Consider the following 18,700-nt stretch of genomic DNA (forward strand, 5'->3'; position numbering starts at 1 on the left):
ATATGTATACCTCCAATAGACCAATCATTTAAAAAGCTCTCTCCGGTAAAAAAAACCGGGGAGAGCTTATGAAGTGAATTTCATTATAAGATGACTTAGGACGGATTTCCGTTTGAATTATTCTTATCGCTGCACCGATAGCATATCCCATGAAAATCAAGTCTATGATCAAGCACTGTGAAATTAAATTCTTTCTCCAGTCGCTCTTCTAGCGGTCCTAGCCAATCCTCGCGGATCTCATCCATACTACCGCATTGCACACAAATTAAATGATGATGATGGTGCTTGGCAGTATCTGTTCGTAGATCATAACGGGCGACACCGTCTCCGAAGTTAATCTTTTCTACGACATGAAGCTCGCTAAGAAGTTCCAGGGTACGATATACAGTCGCAAGACCGATCTCGGGAGCCTTCTCTTTCACGAGCATAAAAACATCTTCTGCACTAAGATGATCTTCCTCATTCTCCAGCAGCACTCTTAAGGTCGCTTCCCGTTGGGGTGTAAGCTTGTATCCTTGGGATTGTAACTGTTGCTTAATTTTGTCTATCCGGGCTTCCATTGTCTCCCTCCCCCTTGGAAAATTACCTCACCGGTCTTCAAACCACTTCTTCCATTATAGGGGGTGTCGCTTTGAGAAGTCAAACGCTTTTACTGCAATCCCAAGGTCGTCACTGCTTGTACAAGTGAAGGCGTAACCCAGCGCATCATGATCGGCGTAACATAGGTCTCAAAACTAGAAACGCCCAGAATCAACAGCGCCATCACAAGTGACAATATCGTGTACATAGTAAAAGGTCGCGTCACTGGTGTCCGGCGTTGACCTAACACTCGGCTACGAATCATCTGCAAGGAAAAGGCAATTGCCGCAGCACTACTCACTAACAACACAGGGATCAGCACCAGATTGTGCGGTGCCACAGAGACTAGAGCAAACAGCATCCCGTGCCACGAATATTGACTGACTAGACAACCGACCGAAAAACCGATCAATACCCCTTTAAGAAAATCAAGAATCAAGATTCCTGGTAACCCAATGACTGATAATCCAAGGATCCAGATCAGCCCAATCCATTTTAGATTCAAGGCCGCTATACTCCAATACGAATCAGGTGCTGCTGGAAGACTCTGTTGATCAACCGTTACAAAGAAATTCCCCAGATAATCACCCAGTTCCTGTTGCTGATCCATCGTAAGCGCACTAACGATAAGAGCTCCAAATACAACACCTACCAGAAATAATACGCCGACAAAAATATACAGAGGCGTCTGTTCCTTCATCATCAGCCTTAAATTACGCATCGAGACGTTCCCCTTTCCGGTTACATGTTACACCATATGAGAAAACGCCCCGTGATATGACTTGTCCTTAGTACAATAACTCTACTTTCCAGGTTGTACGACTTTACCGTATGTTCCCCCACCGCCTGCCGATAGTTCCAATATACCTGAGCGAGCCTGAACGATCATAGACGCCAAATCCACTCCTACTACGCTAGCAATTTCCGCTTCACCACAACCATGCAAAATGTTCATCTCGGTGCCGAAAGCTTGCAGCAACGCGTTCATTTTAGCCTTCCCGAGACCCGGTATAAATTCAAGTGGAACCTGATAGTGATAAGGCGGACGGTCTACAGGTACTACAGGTGTCTTGCGGTCAGCAATATCTAGGATGCGGTCGAATACACCCCTCACCAATTTCAGACTGCCACAATACTGGCAACGCTCCGAAGTGACATATGCTTCGTCAATAATACTGCCGCAGCCTCCGCAGTAGGTTCGGTGGTATTTACCAAGCCGGGGGTTAAGTCCGAAATTGGCAGTTACCTTCCGTCCTTCCTTACGTTCAAGTGCGAGTCGCAGTTCAGCAAAAGAAGGTTGTGCCAAAGCCATTACATTATACTCTCGACCTAATTTGCCCAGTGAATGCGCATCAGAGTTCGTTAAGAATGTGAAGTTATCGAGCTCAGAAACATAACCTGCCATTTCAGAATCCGCACTCAGCCCAAGCTCAACTGCAGCTATCCGATCCAGATCAAAGATATCTGACATCCGTTCCGCAGTACAGCCGTACAAGCCCTTGTGAGGCGTGAAAATATGTGCAGGGATTAGAATGCCTCCTCGCTCATAAATCTCATCCTGAAGCTCTCTAGCCGGTGCATAGAGGCGCTGGGAACTAAGGTTCACATTTCGCATATGGCGACTCATCCAAGCGCTGAAATCTGTCATCCGCTCCACGTCGGGCATGAAGGCGAGTACGTGGCACTCTTTTCGCCCAGGTTCGCGGATTTCAATCTCCGTTCCTAGGATGATCGTAGTCCCCTGATAAGCGATCCCTCCACCTTCTGCTAGCGTCATCTCTCCAGATTCTAAGGAACGCTGAATATCACGTAGAACGCCAGGTGAATGACTATCAATAATACCTATCATCTCAAGACCTTTACGCTCTGCAGCTTCTTTAGCGATTCCAGCAAAAGTGAGCTCACGGCTGCCGCTGATTTTGACCGCTTGTCCTTCCGACGTTCGTCCGATATGAACATGCAGATCGCAATAGAAGTTCTTCAGTTCAGGTGTTAGTTCCATTGGCCTGTCAGGGTGTATAAATGCCAAGCGTACACCGCCATCATCGTCTTCGCGTCCGCGATACGTCCGTCAGCTATATATTGATAGGCTTCCTCCAAGGTAAGCTCCGAGACCTCTAAAAATTCATCCTCGTCAAGCGACATATCCCCTGGCTCGGCATTATTAGTAACATACAAATGAATAATCTCATCAGCAAAGCCGGGAGAAGTATAGAAAGATTTAAGTAACTTCAGATCACCGCTATGAAAACCGGTCTCTTCCTTCAGCTCACGACCAGCCGCAACTAAAGGGTCTTCACCTTGATCCAGCTTACCAGCTGGAATCTCCACCTCTGTACGGTGCATAGGCTGACGATATTGTTCTACAACTAACATTTTGTTGTTGTTCAAAGCAAGCACTGCTACTGCGCCGGGATGCTTCACAACCTCACGTGTTGCAGTATTACCATCCGGCAATCTCACAGTGTCCACTTGTAAAGATATGATCTTCCCTTCAAATATAGGCTTTGTAGACAGCGTCACTTCGTCAAGCTCCGGCTTGCTGTGTAAATGTTGGTTTCCCATAAAATTTCTGGTCTCCTTTATCTCTATTCTGCATACGGTGTATTATAGCAAACTTAAAGGGAAAGAAGGAATTTCAGATGAACGAAATCTTCAGCCGTACAAGCTCATCCGCAGTCACAATGGTAGGTAAACCGGAGGAAATCAAAGCCATCTTAGCTAGGTGGATAGAGCGGTATGGGCCCGATATGCCTCTCACATACATCCTTTCCCTAAAGGATCAATCCAAGATCATTCCAACCAAAGCAGGGTGAATTCTTAATCAAACATGCTCTTATAAATATAAGGAGCTGCTCCCAAGCTTAACAACTTGGAGGCAGCTCCTTCATTTAATTAATAGAACTTTAGGTTAGCCCTTTACACTCTCTTTAACAATGTTCACTACAAGCTCAGCCACTTTAACAATGTCTTCGGCTTTAATCCGTTCCTTAGTAGTATGGATATGCTCGTAACCTACAGCGAGGTTAACGGTCGGAACATCTAGGCCATTGAACACGTTAGCGTCACTTCCTCCACCAGAGTGGAACAGTCGTGGTGTGAGTCCCATAGAAGTAATAGCCCGCTGTGCAAGCTGTACCACTGGATCATTCTCATTAAAACTGAACGCTGGATAAATTATTTCACTGCGGAATTCGCATTCTGCACCATATTCTCGGACAGTGGTCTCCAGTGCTTCACGCATCGAAGCGATTTGATCGCCAACCTTTTCCTGCACGATACTACGTGCTTCGGCATCCAATTGAACGTGATCGCACACCACATTCGTAGGGCCGCCACCGGCGAATTTACCGATATTCGCAGTCGTTTCGTTGTCGATCCGACCAAGCTTCATAGCAGCGATCGCTTTGCTGGCTACTTGAATCGCACTGATGCCGTCCTCTGGATTAACACCTGCATGAGCAGATTTCCCAAAGATTTGCATCGTTATTTTAGCTTGCGTAGGTGCCGCAACTGCAATCGCTCCGACTTCACCATTGGAATCGAGTGCGAAACCGAAATCTGCATCCAAGTTACTCGGATCCATCGAACGGGCACCTAGCAATCCAGATTCTTCACCCGCAGTAATTACAAACTGAATTTGACCATGTGGTAATTTTTGCTCTTGAATCACTCTAATTGCTTCGAATAGTGCAGCTAGTCCAGCTTTGTCATCCGCTCCAAGAATTGTAGTGCCGTCACTTGTAATCCATCCATCCGCGCCAAGCGTAGGCTTGATATTTTGTCCAGGAACAACCGTATCCATGTGGCAAGTGAACAGTAGCTTTGGTGCAGCTCCACCGTTCTCAGCCGGCCAGGTAATGAACAGATTACCCGCTCCATGTCCTGTTCTTTCCTGGGAATCATCTTCGGTAACTTCTAATCCCAGAGCGTTAAATTTACTCTTAAGTACATCGGCAATCTGCCGTTCATTTCTTGTTTCACTATCAACTTGGACAAGTTCCATAAATTCTTGAATCAATCTGTCTTGTGAAATCACTGGACTTCCCTCTCTTTCGTGAATACGTTACAATGGTTGTACAGAAAGACCATCTTTATGCTATTAACTTAAACTAAATCTAAAGGAGTTACTCATGCAACGTAATAAGTGGTTCAAAATCTTCATCTACGTCATGTTGTTCGCCATGATTGCCTCTACGCTCTTTATGGTTATCGAGCCTTTCCTTGCGGGTTAATATCTATACAAGGAACATTGATAATAGCGGCTAGGGATTCCCTTGCCGCTATTTGGCTTTCTTGTTTGTTCACTAATCAGCCTTAGCCATAGTGTCGAAGAACTCATCCTGCTCTTCATATGGAAAGTGTCTTAGGAAATAGGGGACCAATTCTCTGGCCACATCTTGAAGTTCAAAACGACGACCTGCACACTCCTCTAGGGAGGTTACTCCAAATTCGGTGATACCACATGGAATAATTCCTTGAAAGCCGTGTCCAGATATTCCTTCAGAGATATTAAAGGCAAAACCATGGCTAGTAACAAACCCTCTTCGAAATTTGCTTTTGTTAAACTTAACACCAATGGCACAGATCTTCTCGTCGCCAACCCATACCCCTGTATACTCCGGCTTCCGTTCCCCTACAATTCCGTAGGATGCCAAATAATCAATAATTACTGCCTCCAGACTGCGCAAGTACCCGTGTAAATCTACCTTACCATCTTCACCGAGCATAAGGATCGGATAACCTACAAGCTGACCCGGTCCATGATATGTAATATCTCCTCCCCGGTCGATTTCAAACAGCTCGATTCCTTTTTCTTTGAGCTGCTCTTGATCTAGAAGAAGATGTTCGGGATGATTCTGTGAACCAATGGTATAGGTAGGAGGATGCTGCAAAAGAATCAATCGTTCCGGTTGCTCACCAGCATCAATGGCGTGCACACTTTCCTTTTGCAGATCCCAAGCCTTTCCATACTCCATAATGGGGTCATATGATATCTGCAGCTTACGAATATCCGAATTATTCATACCGTCAGGTCCCCTTTTTCAGTCTCACTGCACAGTTTGGCTCGTCATTATTTAGTAGAGTTTAGTATCCGGTGTATATCCTTCAATATTATCCTTGACGCGCTGCAAGAAACGGCCGCAAATCACTCCGTCCAGAATCCTATGATCCAGTGACAGACAGATATTAGCCATTGATCGCACACCTATCATATCGTTAATAACCACAGGTCTTTTCACAATCGATTCAAACGTTAAGATCGCTGCCTGTGGATAGTTAATGATTGGATAAGATAGAATGGAGCCGAAAGAACCTGTGTTATTTACAGTGAAAGTCCCTCCCTGCAAATCTTCCAAGCTCAGTTTGCCTTCGCGGGTTTTTTGTGCCAATTCATCAATCTCACGAGCCAACCCGGCGACATTTTTCTGATCAGCCTTTTTAATCACAGGAGTGATAACCGAATCTTCTGTGCCTACCGCTAACGAGATATTGATATCACGTTTGACAATAATTTTGTCTACAGCCCAGACAGAGTTCATAATCGGGTAATCCTTAATCGCACTCACAACAGCCTTCATCATGAAAGCGAGATAGGTTAGATTAATGCCTTCTTTGCGCTTGAACTCATCCTTATGTTTATTGCGCAGTGCGACCAGATTAGTCACATCTACCTCAATCATGGTCCAAGCATGTGGAATCTCAGAAACACTTTGGCGCATTCTTGTAGCGATTGTATTCCGGATTGGAGTTACATCAATCAGATATTCAGAACTGCTGCCTCGACCACCCTCAACTTCAATGGTTGGAATACGAGGAGATTCGCTTAAATGTAGACCCGAATGACGAAGAGGCTCTTCCGTCTTCTTCTTTTCGGCTTGAACGAACCGTGGAACAGGCGGTTGTGACACCACTGGGGCAGGTTGACTAGCAGAAATCGAAGCTGGAGATGTAGCTCCGCCACTTTCGATGAAGGCCAGCACATCCTTACGGGTAATCCGACCACCCATACCAGTACCCATAACTAAAGTCAGGTCGATGTTATGCTCAGCCGCCAAAGTCTGTACTGCGGGAGAATACCGCGCACGCATTGAATCGTTAGCAGTTGATGTAGCATTTTGTCCTGCATTAGTATTAGAGGAATTAGCTGCAACTGTGTTAGTCACGTTTGGAGCAGCAGATGTTGTCACAGGCACGGCAATACGGCAAATGACTTCGCCGACATTGACAACCTGACCTTCTTCCGCTAATAATTCACCCATAATTCCATCTATCGTTGAAGGCAATTCAGCATTTACCTTATCTGTAATAAGCTCACATAATGGTTCGTATTGCTCTACCGGATCACCCGGTTTCTTCAGCCATTTGCCGATCGTCGCCGATACTAGCGATTCCGCCAGCTGCGGCATGATCACGTCAGTCAACTTTTGGTTGTCAGACATCTTTTCACTCCTCAAATGTTTTACGAAGTAAAACTTTCTTCGTAAGCATAATCTTTAAGTTTTACGAAGCTTCGCTTCCACTTAACTATGTTAATATTGCGCCAGTCGAAGCATTTCCGCCTTCACTTTTTCTTTGCTAAGCATGAAGAATTTCTCCATTGGTGGGCTGATTGGCATCGCCGGAACATCCGGACCACAAAGACGGAAGATCGGCGCGTCTAGTTCAAATAGACAATGTTCAGCGATAATTGCCGCCACTTCGCCGCCAATACCGCCCGTTTTATTGTCCTCGTGCACAATAAGAACCTTCCCTGTCTCACGAGCAGCAGCTATGATCGCCTCACGATCAAGGGGCTGCAAGGTCCGCAGATCCAGAATATGCGCTGTAATGCCTTCTTCGCGCTCCAATTCTTCTGCTGCTTGCATCGCAAAATGCAATGGCAAACTATAACCAATAACCGTAATATCTGTTCCCTTACGCAGCAGATTAGCTTCGCCAATTGGAACGATATAATCACCTTCTGGCACTTCTTCCTTGATCAGCTTATAGCACTTCTTGTTCTCGAAGAATAAAACCGGATCAGGATCACGTACGGCTGCTTTCAATAGTCCTTTTGCATCGTAAGCAGAGTAAGGTGCGACAATCTTCAATCCTGGTGTACCGAAGAAAATCGATTCCGGGCACTGAGAATGGTACAGACCGCCGAATACACCGCCGCCGATAGGCGCACGAATGACAACCGGGCAATTCCAATCGTTATTTGAACGATAGCGGATTTTGGCTGCTTCGCTAATGATTTGATTCGTTGCTGGAAGCATGAAATCAGAGTACTGCATTTCAGCAATAGGCTTCATACCATACATAGCTGCACCAATCGCCACACCAGCTATAGCCGATTCCGCTAACGGTGTATCCAGTACACGCTCTTCTCCGAACTGTTCTTGCAGACCTTTTGTAGTGGTAAATACGCCACCTTTGAGCCCCACGTCCTCGCCAAGCACAAACACAGATTCATCGCGTTCCATTTCTTCCTTCATCGCGAGCCGAATGGCATCGATATATTCCATTATAGCCATGGTTTATGCTCCTCCTTTCAGGTCGGAATCACTGTAAACATGCAGCAGTGTATCTTCCGGTTTCGGGAATGGAGCGTTGTCAGCATATTCGATAGCTGCTTTAAGCTCAAGATTGCATTCAGCAATAAGATCTTGTTCTTGCTCGTCACTCCAAAGTCCCAGACCGATCAGGTAATTGCGGAATCCTGCTACGCCGTCCTTCTTCCAGTTCTCATCAACCTCTTCTTTGGTCCGATAAGCCAAATCATTATCCGAGGTGGAGTGTGGAGATAAACGGTACATCATAGCTTCAATCAACGTAGGACCTTCCCCCGCAAGTGCTCTTTCCCGAGCTTCCTTAACGACACGATATACTTCCAGTGGATCATTGCCGTCTACACGCACACCTGGGAACCCATACCCCAGAGCACGGTCGCTGACCTTACCGCCCAGCTGTTTGTGAGCAGGAATAGAGATCGCGTACTGATTATTCTGACACATAATAATAACCGGCAGCTTATTCACTCCGGCAAAGTTACAAGCTTCATGAAAATCGCCTTGGTTGCTGGAGCCTTCTCCGAAGGTTACAAATGAGACGAACTTTTTCTTTTGCATTTTGGCTGCCAAAGCAAAACCAACCGCATGAGGGACCTGCGTGGTTACCGGACTTGAGCCTGTCACAATACGCAGACGCTTACTACCAAAGTGACCTGGCATTTGCCGCCCACCACTGTTTGGATCTTCTGCCTTTGCGAACACAGACAACATCAGTTCACGAGTAGTCATACCCACGGAGAGTACGAAAGCATAATCACGGTAATATGGTAAAAAATAATCATTCTGCCGGTCCAGCGCAAATGCTGCTGCTACCTGACCCGCCTCCTGGCCAATGCCGGAGACATGAAAGTTAATCTTGCCAGCGCGCTGAAGCAGCAGACTGCGCTCGTCGTATTTACGTGCGAGCAACATATATCTGTACATATCGATGACCTGGCCGTCACTTAGTCCAAGCTGCTTATGTCTGTTAATCGTTTCTACAGTATCTTGGGATTCCATAAAGAGATACCTCCTTATTCATAAAGCCTGAGTCTTACAGGATTTAAGACCAATTGTATCCTGATCTTAAAACCTGGTACTAAGACTTGGCTTGAGTTTATTATAATCCCTTTTTACCCAAAAAGAAAAGCTAAATCCCGATAGATCTTCCGTCTACTGCTAACATTGCTTCTCCAACGATCTCCGAAAGCGTAGGGTGAGCATGAATGGCCTCACCAATTTCCCAAGGTGTTGCATCAAGCAGTTGGGCTAGTGCCGCTTCTCCGATTAGATCCGTTACATGAGGACCAATCATCTGCACACCGAGAATATCTCCGCTGGTTCGATCCGCTACAACTTTAACAAATCCGTCCTTCTGACCGTATACAATCGCCTTGCCAATGGCTGAGAAAGGGAATTTCCCAGTCACCACATCATGTCCCTTTGCCTTAGCTTCCTTCTCAGTGTGACCCACACTCGCTACTTCAGGACGTGTATAGACACAGCGCGGTACAAGATGTGTATGATAAGGATGAAGTCTCTCACCAGCGAGATGGTTGACCGCCATAATGCCTTCATGACTGGCCGCATGTGCTAATTGTAATCCACCGATACAGTCGCCAATCGCATAAATATGCGGTTCAGCCGTTTGCATACTAGCATTTACAGCGATAATTCCTTTATCAAAGCGAATATCTGTATTTTCCAGACCAATATTCTCGATATTTGCTACTCTGCCTACGGATACTAACAGCTTTTCTGCGGATAAACTTTGAGTTTGCTCTCCCTTACGGGCATCGATCGTTATTCCATCCTCAGTTAGCTTACAGGTTGCAGCATCTACTGTAGTTTCAGTTAGAACTTTAACGCCACGTTTTTTCAATAAGCGTTGCAGTTCTTTAGCTACTTCTTCATCCTCTTGAGGTAGTAACTGACCAGCAGCTTCAACTACCGTAACCTGTACTCCGAAATCAACAAGCATAGAGGCCCACTCCACCCCAATTACTCCGCCTCCAACAATAATGATGGAAGAAGGTAACTCGTCGAGCGTGAGTGCTTCATCACTGCTAAGAATAACTTTCCCGTCTGGTTCCAGACCAGGTAATACACGCGGACGAGATCCTGTAGCAATAATAAGATGGTTAGAGACCACTGTTTCCATTTCACCGTCTTCTAGTTCCACAGCAACAGCACCACTACGCGGGGAAAAAATAGAGGGACCCGTCACGCGCCCCTTGCCTTTAATAACTTGTATTTTATTTTTGCGCATCAAATATTGTACGCCCTGATGAAGTTGTTCAACTACCGCTTCCTTGCGCTTTTGTACTTTCGGGAATACAAGCTGTACACCGCTTGTCTCAATGCCATAGCTCTCGCTCTCATTGATTTCAGCATATACTTCTGCACTTCTGAGCAGCGATTTGCTAGGAATGCAGCCACGGTGCAGGCAGGTTCCTCCCAGTTTGTCCATTTCGATGACGACGACGGACTTACCAAGCTGTGCAGCGCGAATGGCTGCCACATATCCACCGGTTCCTCCGCCAAGAATGGCCACGTCACATGAAATTGTCATGATATGTATCCTCCAGTCATTACACGTAAGTTCATTTTACATTGTATATTGTACTCTCTTTTTAGAGTATTACAAAACTTATAAACGTCATATCCAAATAGACTTTTTCTTACTAAAGCGTTATCATATGGTTGAATCTAATGGGCTAAGAGGGGTAGGAGACATTTATGAAACTGTTAATTTCACGCTTCATTGCCATCCTTATTCTTGTGTTTCCTGGTTTAATCGCAATGAAGGGCTTCTTAATGATGAAGGACGATATTTTTGATTATATCTCTATGCATGGCGATGACTCCGTTGTCCCAGATTTCGCTTGGCTTCACTTTGGCGGTGGGTTCCTTCTTTTTGCAGCAGGTATGACTTTCCTTGGCGGCTGGATTCTAGCAAGAGACCGTAAGAAGAATTACGTAGGTCCAAGGTTCAAGGAGAAACAACAAGCGAAGCAAGCTGCAGCGCAAGAAACGATCTCCTAGGCAACAAAATCCCCCTCTCATTGTACTTTGTACAATAGAGTTCATTCCAAAGAAGGTTAAATCAAACCATCCAACAACTCCTTCGAATGCAAAATGAATCTCCACACATTACATAAAGGCGAGAGTTCTCATGGACGCAACTTGCGCTTCCTTGAAAACTCCCGCCTTTTTATGCACAGCTTAAAGCCCAGCTTTATAAAGCGACTCTCTACGGCCACCCTGAACCAACTCGCTGTACAAGCCCCCTTGCTTCAACAACTCCTCATGAGAGCCCTGCTGCAATAATCTGCCCCCTTGAAGAACAAGAATTCGATCTGCAGCGCGGATGGTACCCAGTCTATGGGCAATAACGAAGCTGGTCCGTCCCTTCATCAACGCCTGTAGTCCTTCCTGAATCTTGATTTCGGTCACGGTATCGATACTGCTAGTGGCTTCATCAAGAACAAGCATGGAAGGATTGGCAAGAATGGCCCTTGCAATGGATAGCAATTGCTTCTGCCCTTGGCTTATGCCGCTGCCATCTGCAGAGAGCATTCGATCATAACCTTCCGGCATTCGGATAATAAAAGAATGAGCGTTAGCCAGCTTCGCCGCCGCTTCGACCTCCTCATCGGAAGCATCCAGTCTCCCGTAACGAATATTATCGCGGATGCTGCCCTTGAACAAAAAGGAATCCTGCAACACAAACGCCATATGGCTCCTCAGGCTTTCACGCCGAATGGAAGTGACATCTAAGCCGTCCAACGTAATCTTTCCCTGGTTAGGATCATAGAAACGGGATAACAGTCCGATTAGTGTAGTTTTGCCGGCACCGGTAGGTCCTACTAAGGCAATCATCTCGCCAGGCTTCGCTTCAAAGCTAATATCATGCAGTGTGTTAGAACTTCCGTCATATGAAAAAGATACATTTTCGAACTTCACAGCACCCTCAACTTTAACCAGCGAAGTGGCTGCACCTTCATCTTTAGCTTCCGTCTCTTCGTCCAGCACCTCAAACACTCTCTCCGCTCCTGCAACCGCTGACAGCAGTGTATTCCACTGATTCGCTAAGTCATTAAGAGGACGAGTAAATTGACGCGTGTATTCAACAAATACGATAATCACTCCGACCGTTATTGCCCCACGGATCGCTAGCAAACCGCCAACTCCAGCCACAATAGCGAAGCTCAAATTATTAAGTCCATTCATCAGCTTAGGAATGAAGCCAGAAATCGACTGTGCCCAGTATCCAGAGAGCATAATTCGCTCATTGCGTTCATGAAAACCAGCAATGACCCGTTCCTCTTGTGAAAAAGCCTTGATAATCCGTTGACCTGATAACGTCTCTTCTATATAACCATTTAACTCACCCACATTGCGCTGACGTTCTTTAAAAAGCGGACCCGTACGCCGAGTAATCCAGCGCATGCCTAATAGCATCAACGGCACAACCAGGAAAGTAAGCAGCGTCAGAAGAGGACTGAGCCACAGCATTACACCAACCGTTCCGAGCAATGTCAACACACTGGAAAAGATCTGAATAGCTGAGCTATTCAGCGTAGAGCTGACGTTCTCAATATCGTTGGTGAGGCGGCTCATAATTTCGCCCTGCTGTCTCCGGTTAAAAAATGAGATCGGCAAACGATGCAGATGAGAAAACAACTCCGTACGCATCCGAAATACGGTCTCCTGAGCGATTTCGATCATCCAAATATTTTGCAGCCAAGATGTTAAAGAATAGAAAACATATACACTAGCAAGGCTGATCAAAAAAATCGTCCACGAACGTCCGCCAGTGCCTTCCAGATAATCATCCACGGCTCTACCAATCATATAAGGCCCGAGCAGCGCTAAGGCCGAGCTGAAGACCACCATTAACAGAACGAGAAAAAGCTTAGCTTTACGCTCGGCAAGGTAGCTCCAAACCCGCATGAGCGTGCCGCCCCAATCCTTCGCCTTCGCTTTTGGCTTCCTTCCAGCTGCTGAACCAAGACTTCTTCCAGCTCCAAGCTCAATGACGGGTTTTGGGTGACGAAAGGGTTCAAGAATTGCTTTGAACATGCTGCTTCGCCTCCTCTACCTGTGATTCATGAATCTTGCGGTACAGCGTAGAGCTTGCCATAAGCTCCTCATGTGATCCCTTACCGATTAAGCGCCCTTCGTCCAACAGTAAAATCAAATCGGCAGATGCAGTTGAACTGATCTTTTGAGTAATCAGGAAGGTTGTACATGAAATCTCTTTTAGTGCCTCCAGCAAAAGTCCTTCAGTCACTGCATCAAGCGCACTCGTGCTGTCATCGAGGATCAAAATAGCAGGCTTCCTCACAAGTGCCCGAGCAATGGTCAACCGCTGCTTTTGCCCACCAGACAGATTTACCCCTCGTTGACCAAGCATCGTGTCATAACCATTAGGCAATTCCATCACTGTTGCATGAATTTGAGCGGCAGCCGCTGCGTGTTCGATTTGTTCCTGTGTGGCATGTTCATTGCCCCAAGCGATATTATCGCGGATCGATCCGCTGAAGAGCTGTACTTCTTGAGGAACGTAACCAATCGATCGCCGTAATCTTGAAATATCGATATCGCTGCTCTTTTGCCCATCAATGCGAATGATGCCGTCTGTCTCTTCGTATAAACGTGGGATGAGACCGACAAGAGAAGACTTTCCCGATCCGGTGGCTCCCATAATCGCTACTCGCTCACCAGCAGAAACTTCAAAAGTAATATCCTCAAGCACTGAAATGTTACTTTCAGGATACTTGAAGCTGATGCCTTCAAATTGAACATGTCCCTGTATCGGTTCGCTCTTTGCGGCTCCGCCTTCCTTAACTCCAGCGCCTGCTGACATCACTTCTGTAATACGCTGTGAGGAGGCGCGTGCCCTAGAAATTGTAACGACTAGCCCAGATATTGCCGACAACGCTCCAATGGTTCGTAAAGAGTAATTAATAACCGCTACAGTTTCTCCTAAAGTAGCATCCCCGTTTGCAATCTCAATCCGTCCAAACCATAGGATCAGCATAATCGCTGCATTCACAATTAGCATAACAAATGGCATCGTCGTCTCGGTCAAACGCAGCGCAGATACCGTGGATCTCATCAAATTCCCGCTAAATACCGTGAACCGTCCAATCTCATGTCCCATGCGTACGAACACACGGATTAAACGAATTCCTGTAAGATTCTCCTGAATTACACCATTCACACCGTCTAGCCGATTTTGTACGTTGCGAAATAACAAAGAAGCTTTTCTCATGATGAAGTAAAGGAAGAGAAGCAACAAAGGTAGAGCTACAGTGAGAAATAATCCCAGCTTCACATGAACAACCAATGCCATAATCACACTGCCCACCACAACCAGTGGCACCCGTGTCATAAAGCGGAGGCTCATAAATATAGTGTCCTGCAGCTGCGATACATCGCCGGTAAGACGTGTGATCAGCGACGAGGTAGCAAACCGATTGAATACTTCATATGTAAAGGATTGTACCTTTTCATATAACTTGTCCCTAAGATCAAAAGCAAAGCTCTGACTCGCATGGGCAGCAAAAAAAGAACTTAACACTCCAGCTATAAACGCGACTACCGCGCTGCCGATCAATACACCGCCCCAGAGCCATACTACAGAGGAATTCTGTTCTTTAATGCCTTGGTCAATAATTTTGGAAATGAGTAAAGGCTGTGACAATTCCACCGCTAGTTCAATAAGCATCATCACTAGGGCAGCTATTGCAGCGACTTTATATTTTTTGAGAAAAGAGAAAATCAAACCCATTCGCATACCCTCTTTTTCTATTCGTACAGTGCATCCCTTAAACGAGTCGACATTGTGGAGGCCTGCCCAGTTTTCATTATTGCCCGCCGCAGCGCTTTATTGCTACGATTCAATTCCACCAAATCTGCCATCATCTCTTCCAAAAATGTTTCAGCCTCTATAGACAGATTTCCATTATGCTGAATCAGGGCTAACCGTTCCTTGTATTCTTCTATTTTTTCAGTCACACTTATTACTTCCTTTCCAATCACTTGATTCCTTTTATCATACCACATTCAATTCTATCGCAATGTTTTCACTGGATACAGCTGACACGAATATGATACTCTATTAAGGTCGCATTTTTAAGGTTAGATTATTTGCTTATACGAAAGGATAGATGGAAGTGGCACAATTGTTTTTCAAATACGGAGCAATGAACAGCGGTAAATCTATTGAGATACTCAAGGTTGCGCATAATTATGAAGAGCAAGGGAAATCAGTGCTCATTTTCACTCCATCCATAGACGATCGGGACGAAGTTGGTTTTATCTCTTCCCGTATTGGGCTGCGGAAACAGGCAATACCTATTGACGAGAATACCGATATTTATAATATCGTCAGCAGTAACCAGCCCAAACCCCACTGTGTACTTATTGATGAGTGTCAATTTCTAAGCAAGGACTGCATTTTACAGCTAGTACGAATTGTGGATGAACTAGGCATTCCCGTGATGGCGTTTGGACTTAAAAATGATTTCCAAAACCAGCTATTTGAAGGCAGCAAATACATGCTGATTTATGCTGATAAAATCGAGGAAATGAAGACTATTTGCTGGTTCTGCGAGCGCAAAGCAACGATGGCTCTAAGAGTAGAAAATGGTAAGCCTGTATACAGCGGCAAGCAAATCCAAATCGGTGGCAACGAAGCCTACTATCCAGTGTGCCGTAAATGTCACAAGAATCCACCACTATAAAAAATCCCCACAAGGCGAGGCTTTGCGGGGGGCCTAATATTTACTTTAAGCTAAAAAAGCATTCCGAAGCCGCGTTAGCCTCAGGAATGCTTTTTTAAATCTAACTCGCTTATACAAGATATCTTTCTTTAAGAATATTCAAATGATGAAGATCATGACCGATCATTAAGCAGGCCACTGCTCTCGCGGAGATGGCTCCATTGTTAACCGTTCCCATACGAGTCCACGCTTCTTCCGGCAGAGTATCTAAAAGGGCTTGCGTTGACTCTCGGACAAGCTTGTAATGAGCCAGCAGCTTTTCTAAAGTGTGCGCATCGAAATTTGCGGTTAGTACGTAGTCCTTTTCCTCAAACCCCGCTAATGGGGTTGTATCTCCTCTTGCCACGCGCAATAAACGATAAGACATAATTCTTCCAGTATCCGCTAGATGGCCGACCATTTGCTTAATACTCCATTTGTCAGGAGCGTAACGATGCTTTCCTTGTTCTTCCGTAAGGTTCGAAATAAAACTACAAATCTCATCCGTCTGCTCTCTAAAAATAGTACAAATATCCCCTTCTGTTGGTACTAAAGAGATATACTTTGACAGCCCATTCAAATATTCACTGCTCTCTGGACGTTGACCCATGTAGAAACTCCTCACATATTGAATTTTTTTGAAAAATATGGAGAAAAATCACGTGCTCATAGTTGTATTTTAGTTAATTATGTATGATACTTGCAATATTAAGATTTGTTAAACTAGTCATCGGGAGTGTCGGCATGCTTGATTTTATTCTCTTCATGGTTTTTTCAGGACTAGAAACCTATGCTATTTTCTTTTTAGCTTTTAAAATCTTCAAAATTGATCTCTTTCATAAGGAGATGGTGTTCGGAAGTTTTGTAATGGGGTTTTTCTCCTATTCACTTCGGACGAACTATGACCTATTTCAATTAGATATTTTCTCACAATATGCGCTAATGTTTTTCTTTATGTGGCTGTTGTTCCGAATTCATCCCTTTTATGCCTCCATACTGACCGGGATGGCTTATCAAGCATATTCCGTGATTCAAACCTCTCTATATTATTTTTTAAACTTTGTAATCAAGTTACCTTTAGATTCTTCCAACTCTGTTTCTATCAATATATTTATACTTCAAGTTTTATCAGCTTTGGCTGCCATAGGTATTGGTGTGTATATGCGCCAAAAACGTAAAGGATTTGATTTTGTACCCGATAAACCTGATATAAAAATAAAACCAAGTACGAGCGAAAAGATACTATTTATTCTGAATCTTCCTGCACTATTTCTAATCGCTTCCGTTTCGTTATTTTTTCAGTCAAGCTATTTTCTTCTAATCCCTATTGGTTATGGGGTTATATTATGGGGATATTTGTATTTATCCTATAAAAAGGACAGAAATGACTATGAATCATTTAGCATTTAGAATCGTTTCGGCCATAAAAAAAACAAACCCTGAGCAAACTCATTCCATAGAAGTAATGCAGTATGCACTGAGTATTATTTTGAATACTTTATTCATTATTACAGTTTCCCTTCTAATAGGGGGCTTTACAGGGCAGTTAATGGGAACATTGATCGCGCTACTAAGTTTTGGATTGCTAAGGATTTGTTCTGGCGGAGCCCATTTGAAAACTGCAACAGCCTGTAATATAACGTCCATTTTCATATGTTCGTTAATCCCCCATCTTACATTCCTTACACATAGTTATTTGCTCTGGATTAATCTATTTAGTATGATTTCAATGATCTTATTTGCTCCGAATCCAGATCGAAATGCACAACTCTCTAAAGACTGGTACCTAGGATTGAAACTGTTATCCATCCTGTTAGTGCTCGCAAATTTGTGGATTAACTCGTCTGTCATCGGACTGGCTTTTTTCATCCAGTCCTTAACAGTAATCATTCCTTTACAAGGGAGGTCCAGTAGATGAAGAAAACGCTCGCTCGTGTTGCTTCTAGTGCGCTTGGTATGTCCGCTCTTGTCTTTGCAACAATCATCAAGCCTTACATTCACAGTCCAGAAATTCCAAAAGAATTGCGTAAGTAATTAAACAAGGATGGGGAAAAGATGCGTGTCTTACAGAAAGACGGTTCCTCCTGTGATATTCCGGAGGAAGAGATATTGTATTTCTCGAATTATAAGAATACAATATTCGTCCATACGAAAGAAGGCGAATTTGTTCTCCCCACCACTCTTTCCGATCTTTTCACAGCGTATGAGGGTAAGGGATTTAAACGCCTTGACCGCAGCAATGTAGTCAATATTAACAACATCGAAGGCTATGATTCCGAACGAAAAATCGTTTATTTTAATCATGGCGAGCAGTTTGCAACTGTTTCGGAGTCCAATGAACCTCGCCTAAAAAAGTACTTATCTACTCTAAAGAAAGACTCCGATTAAAAAGATCCCGACATGTCTCTACATGTCGGGATCTTTTTTGTTTATTAATATTTAAAGTAATCCATACTATAATCGCACAAAAATAGCCATTATGCCATAATTATCCTCAGATGTAAAGACAAATTCGTAAGACGAATGACAGGAGACGGATTGTATTCCAAATGATACCATATAGACAAATGTGTAATAAAAACAAAATTATGATGGAGGAACCAAATGAATTACTATTTTCATCCCTCACCTCGCCCCTCATCTCTTGAATCGATATCTGATGAAGAATTACTTAACATCTATGCGCTAGCGGTTGAGGCACAAGCTTTACCAGATTTCATTGCGATTGTTAAAGAGATCTTAGACAGTAGAGATCTCATACATTCTAAAGAAGTATAACATCCCCTACACGAATTCATTCGCTTATTATGACGC

The 18,700-nt window shown here is 44.5% G+C and carries 23 protein-coding genes; 9 read left to right on the top strand and 14 right to left on the bottom strand.

Annotated features, from left to right (window positions below; all coding sequences use genetic code 11):
* Positions 1-95: 95 nt before the first annotated feature.
* From fur to NST74_RS20760, 4 genes are all read right to left on the bottom strand, one after another.
* On the bottom strand, positions 96-560 hold the full coding sequence (gene fur, locus NST74_RS20745) for a ferric iron uptake transcriptional regulator (RefSeq protein ID WP_042129744.1): 465 nt from the start codon (positions 558-560) through the stop codon (positions 96-98).
* Between the two features lie 89 nt (positions 561-649).
* Positions 650-1,300, bottom strand: a complete 651-nt coding sequence (gene spoIIM / locus NST74_RS20750; RefSeq protein ID WP_339287457.1) for a stage II sporulation protein M — start codon at positions 1,298-1,300, stop codon at positions 650-652.
* Between the two features lie 81 nt (positions 1,301-1,381).
* Positions 1,382-2,581, bottom strand: a complete 1,200-nt coding sequence (locus NST74_RS20755; protein WP_341114194.1) for an endonuclease Q family protein — start codon at positions 2,579-2,581, stop codon at positions 1,382-1,384.
* Complete coding sequence (locus NST74_RS20760) at positions 2,572-3,144, bottom strand: NUDIX hydrolase (RefSeq protein ID WP_341114195.1); 573 nt, start codon at positions 3,142-3,144, stop codon at positions 2,572-2,574. The genes NST74_RS20755 and NST74_RS20760 overlap by 10 nt, the downstream gene beginning before the upstream one ends.
* 77 nt (positions 3,145-3,221) lie before the next feature.
* Here NST74_RS20760 and NST74_RS20765 point away from each other — a divergent pair, with 77 nt between their 5' ends.
* Positions 3,222-3,395: a hypothetical protein gene (locus tag NST74_RS20765; RefSeq protein ID WP_341114196.1), complete on the top strand. Its 174-nt coding sequence runs from the start codon at positions 3,222-3,224 to the stop codon at positions 3,393-3,395.
* A gap of 95 nt (positions 3,396-3,490) precedes the next feature.
* On the opposite strand, the gene NST74_RS20770 is transcribed toward NST74_RS20765, so the two are convergent.
* The gene (locus NST74_RS20770; RefSeq protein ID WP_042129753.1) at positions 3,491-4,618 is read right to left on the bottom strand and encodes a tripeptidase T; all 1,128 of its coding nucleotides are present in this window, start codon (positions 4,616-4,618) and stop codon (positions 3,491-3,493) included.
* A gap of 94 nt (positions 4,619-4,712) precedes the next feature.
* Between NST74_RS20770 and prli42 the strand changes: the two genes are divergently transcribed.
* The gene (gene prli42, locus NST74_RS20775; protein WP_094872112.1) at positions 4,713-4,814 is read left to right on the top strand and encodes a stressosome-associated protein Prli42; all 102 of its coding nucleotides are present in this window, start codon (positions 4,713-4,715) and stop codon (positions 4,812-4,814) included.
* A gap of 72 nt (positions 4,815-4,886) precedes the next feature.
* Here prli42 and lipB read toward each other — a convergent pair whose 3' ends face one another.
* The 5 genes from lipB to lpdA all read right to left on the bottom strand — a co-directional run bounded on the left by lipB (position 4,887) and on the right by lpdA (position 10,686).
* On the bottom strand, positions 4,887-5,606 hold the full coding sequence (lipB, locus tag NST74_RS20780; RefSeq protein WP_042129756.1) for a lipoyl(octanoyl) transferase LipB: 720 nt from the start codon (positions 5,604-5,606) through the stop codon (positions 4,887-4,889).
* Between the two features lie 51 nt (positions 5,607-5,657).
* Positions 5,658-7,022 carry a dihydrolipoamide acetyltransferase family protein gene (locus NST74_RS20785; protein WP_341114198.1) on the bottom strand — a complete coding sequence of 455 codons (1,365 nt, stop codon included), beginning with the start codon at positions 7,020-7,022 and terminating at the stop codon, positions 5,658-5,660.
* A gap of 90 nt (positions 7,023-7,112) precedes the next feature.
* On the bottom strand, positions 7,113-8,099 hold the full coding sequence (locus NST74_RS20790) for an alpha-ketoacid dehydrogenase subunit beta (RefSeq protein ID WP_042129758.1): 987 nt from the start codon (positions 8,097-8,099) through the stop codon (positions 7,113-7,115).
* Positions 8,100-8,102: 3 nt separating this feature from the next.
* The gene (locus NST74_RS20795; RefSeq protein WP_042190387.1) at positions 8,103-9,134 is read right to left on the bottom strand and encodes a thiamine pyrophosphate-dependent dehydrogenase E1 component subunit alpha; all 1,032 of its coding nucleotides are present in this window, start codon (positions 9,132-9,134) and stop codon (positions 8,103-8,105) included.
* Between the two features lie 130 nt (positions 9,135-9,264).
* Positions 9,265-10,686: a dihydrolipoyl dehydrogenase gene (gene lpdA / locus NST74_RS20800; protein WP_341114199.1), complete on the bottom strand. Its 1,422-nt coding sequence runs from the start codon at positions 10,684-10,686 to the stop codon at positions 9,265-9,267.
* 167 nt (positions 10,687-10,853) lie between these two features.
* On the opposite strand from lpdA, the gene NST74_RS20805 reads away from it, so the two are divergent.
* A complete protein-coding gene (locus NST74_RS20805) occupies positions 10,854-11,159 on the top strand; it encodes a DUF2627 domain-containing protein (protein WP_341114200.1) in 306 nt (101 codons plus the stop codon).
* 180 nt (positions 11,160-11,339) lie between these two features.
* Here the strand turns inward: NST74_RS20805 and NST74_RS20810 are convergent, their stop codons facing one another.
* The 3 genes from NST74_RS20810 to NST74_RS20820 are packed head-to-tail and all read right to left on the bottom strand — an operon-like array spanning position 11,340 to position 15,140.
* Complete coding sequence (locus NST74_RS20810; RefSeq protein ID WP_341114201.1) at positions 11,340-13,199, bottom strand: ABC transporter ATP-binding protein; 1,860 nt, start codon at positions 13,197-13,199, stop codon at positions 11,340-11,342.
* Positions 13,180-14,913, bottom strand: coding sequence for an ABC transporter ATP-binding protein (locus tag NST74_RS20815; RefSeq protein WP_341114202.1), 1,734 nt, complete (start codon positions 14,911-14,913; stop codon positions 13,180-13,182). The genes NST74_RS20810 and NST74_RS20815 overlap by 20 nt, the downstream gene beginning before the upstream one ends.
* A gap of 17 nt (positions 14,914-14,930) precedes the next feature.
* Complete coding sequence (locus NST74_RS20820; protein WP_341114204.1) at positions 14,931-15,140, bottom strand: hypothetical protein; 210 nt, start codon at positions 15,138-15,140, stop codon at positions 14,931-14,933.
* 158 nt (positions 15,141-15,298) lie between these two features.
* Here NST74_RS20820 and NST74_RS20825 point away from each other — a divergent pair, with 158 nt between their 5' ends.
* Complete coding sequence (locus NST74_RS20825) at positions 15,299-15,868, top strand: thymidine kinase (RefSeq protein ID WP_340397005.1); 570 nt, start codon at positions 15,299-15,301, stop codon at positions 15,866-15,868.
* A gap of 109 nt (positions 15,869-15,977) precedes the next feature.
* Here the strand turns inward: NST74_RS20825 and NST74_RS20830 are convergent, their stop codons facing one another.
* Entirely contained in the window at positions 15,978-16,496 is a 519-nt protein-coding gene (locus tag NST74_RS20830; protein ID WP_341114205.1) for a DinB family protein, read from the bottom strand.
* Positions 16,497-16,630: 134 nt separating this feature from the next.
* Between NST74_RS20830 and NST74_RS20835 the strand changes: the two genes are divergently transcribed.
* The 5 genes from NST74_RS20835 (at position 16,631) to sda (ending at position 18,664) form a co-directional block, all read left to right on the top strand.
* Entirely contained in the window at positions 16,631-17,296 is a 666-nt protein-coding gene (locus NST74_RS20835) for a hypothetical protein (protein ID WP_341114208.1), read from the top strand.
* Entirely contained in the window at positions 17,277-17,804 is a 528-nt protein-coding gene (locus NST74_RS30035) for an accessory gene regulator ArgB-like protein (RefSeq protein ID WP_445668205.1), read from the top strand. Before NST74_RS20835 ends, NST74_RS30035 begins: the two co-directional genes overlap by 20 nt.
* On the top strand, positions 17,801-17,920 hold the full coding sequence (locus tag NST74_RS20840; protein ID WP_139328656.1) for a cyclic lactone autoinducer peptide: 120 nt from the start codon (positions 17,801-17,803) through the stop codon (positions 17,918-17,920). The genes NST74_RS30035 and NST74_RS20840 overlap by 4 nt, the downstream gene beginning before the upstream one ends.
* Positions 17,921-17,941: 21 nt before the next feature.
* Positions 17,942-18,274 carry a LytTR family DNA-binding domain-containing protein gene (locus NST74_RS20845; RefSeq protein ID WP_341114210.1) on the top strand — a complete coding sequence of 111 codons (333 nt, stop codon included), beginning with the start codon at positions 17,942-17,944 and terminating at the stop codon, positions 18,272-18,274.
* A 216-nt stretch (positions 18,275-18,490) separates the two neighbouring features.
* Positions 18,491-18,664 (top strand): sporulation histidine kinase inhibitor Sda, encoded by a 174-nt coding sequence (sda, locus tag NST74_RS20850; protein WP_341114212.1) that lies wholly within the window; start codon positions 18,491-18,493, stop codon positions 18,662-18,664.
* Positions 18,665-18,700: the final 36 nt, after the last annotated feature.

The sequence above is a fragment of the Paenibacillus sp. FSL F4-0125 genome (assembly GCF_038008565.1).
In the GTDB taxonomy this organism is placed as follows: domain Bacteria; phylum Bacillota; class Bacilli; order Paenibacillales; family Paenibacillaceae; genus Paenibacillus_AQ.

Coding starts and splice junctions, on each gene's coding strand:
- spoIIM (WP_339287457.1), bottom strand. CDS start 1,300: ATGCGTAATTTAAGGCTGATGATGAAGGAACAGACGCCTCTGTATATT.
- NST74_RS20805 (WP_341114200.1), top strand. CDS start 10,854: ATGAAACTGTTAATTTCACGCTTCATTGCCATCCTTATTCTTGTGTTT.
- lpdA (WP_341114199.1), bottom strand. CDS start 10,686: ATGACAATTTCATGTGACGTGGCCATTCTTGGCGGAGGAACCGGTGGA.
- NST74_RS20835 (WP_341114208.1), top strand. CDS start 16,631: ATGCTTGATTTTATTCTCTTCATGGTTTTTTCAGGACTAGAAACCTAT.
- NST74_RS20790 (WP_042129758.1), bottom strand. CDS start 8,099: ATGGCTATAATGGAATATATCGATGCCATTCGGCTCGCGATGAAGGAA.
- lipB (WP_042129756.1), bottom strand. CDS start 5,606: ATGAATAATTCGGATATTCGTAAGCTGCAGATATCATATGACCCCATT.
- NST74_RS20845 (WP_341114210.1), top strand. CDS start 17,942: ATGCGTGTCTTACAGAAAGACGGTTCCTCCTGTGATATTCCGGAGGAA.
- NST74_RS20760 (WP_341114195.1), bottom strand. CDS start 3,144: ATGGGAAACCAACATTTACACAGCAAGCCGGAGCTTGACGAAGTGACG.
- NST74_RS20755 (WP_341114194.1), bottom strand. CDS start 2,581: ATGGAACTAACACCTGAACTGAAGAACTTCTATTGCGATCTGCATGTT.
- fur (WP_042129744.1), bottom strand. CDS start 560: ATGGAAGCCCGGATAGACAAAATTAAGCAACAGTTACAATCCCAAGGA.
- NST74_RS20765 (WP_341114196.1), top strand. CDS start 3,222: ATGAACGAAATCTTCAGCCGTACAAGCTCATCCGCAGTCACAATGGTA.
- prli42 (WP_094872112.1), top strand. CDS start 4,713: ATGCAACGTAATAAGTGGTTCAAAATCTTCATCTACGTCATGTTGTTC.
- NST74_RS20785 (WP_341114198.1), bottom strand. CDS start 7,022: ATGTCTGACAACCAAAAGTTGACTGACGTGATCATGCCGCAGCTGGCG.
- NST74_RS20815 (WP_341114202.1), bottom strand. CDS start 14,913: ATGGGTTTGATTTTCTCTTTTCTCAAAAAATATAAAGTCGCTGCAATA.
- NST74_RS20830 (WP_341114205.1), bottom strand. CDS start 16,496: ATGGGTCAACGTCCAGAGAGCAGTGAATATTTGAATGGGCTGTCAAAG.
- NST74_RS30035 (WP_445668205.1), top strand. CDS start 17,277: ATGAATCATTTAGCATTTAGAATCGTTTCGGCCATAAAAAAAACAAAC.
- NST74_RS20840 (WP_139328656.1), top strand. CDS start 17,801: ATGAAGAAAACGCTCGCTCGTGTTGCTTCTAGTGCGCTTGGTATGTCC.
- NST74_RS20810 (WP_341114201.1), bottom strand. CDS start 13,199: ATGTTCAAAGCAATTCTTGAACCCTTTCGTCACCCAAAACCCGTCATT.
- NST74_RS20795 (WP_042190387.1), bottom strand. CDS start 9,134: ATGGAATCCCAAGATACTGTAGAAACGATTAACAGACATAAGCAGCTT.
- sda (WP_341114212.1), top strand. CDS start 18,491: ATGAATTACTATTTTCATCCCTCACCTCGCCCCTCATCTCTTGAATCG.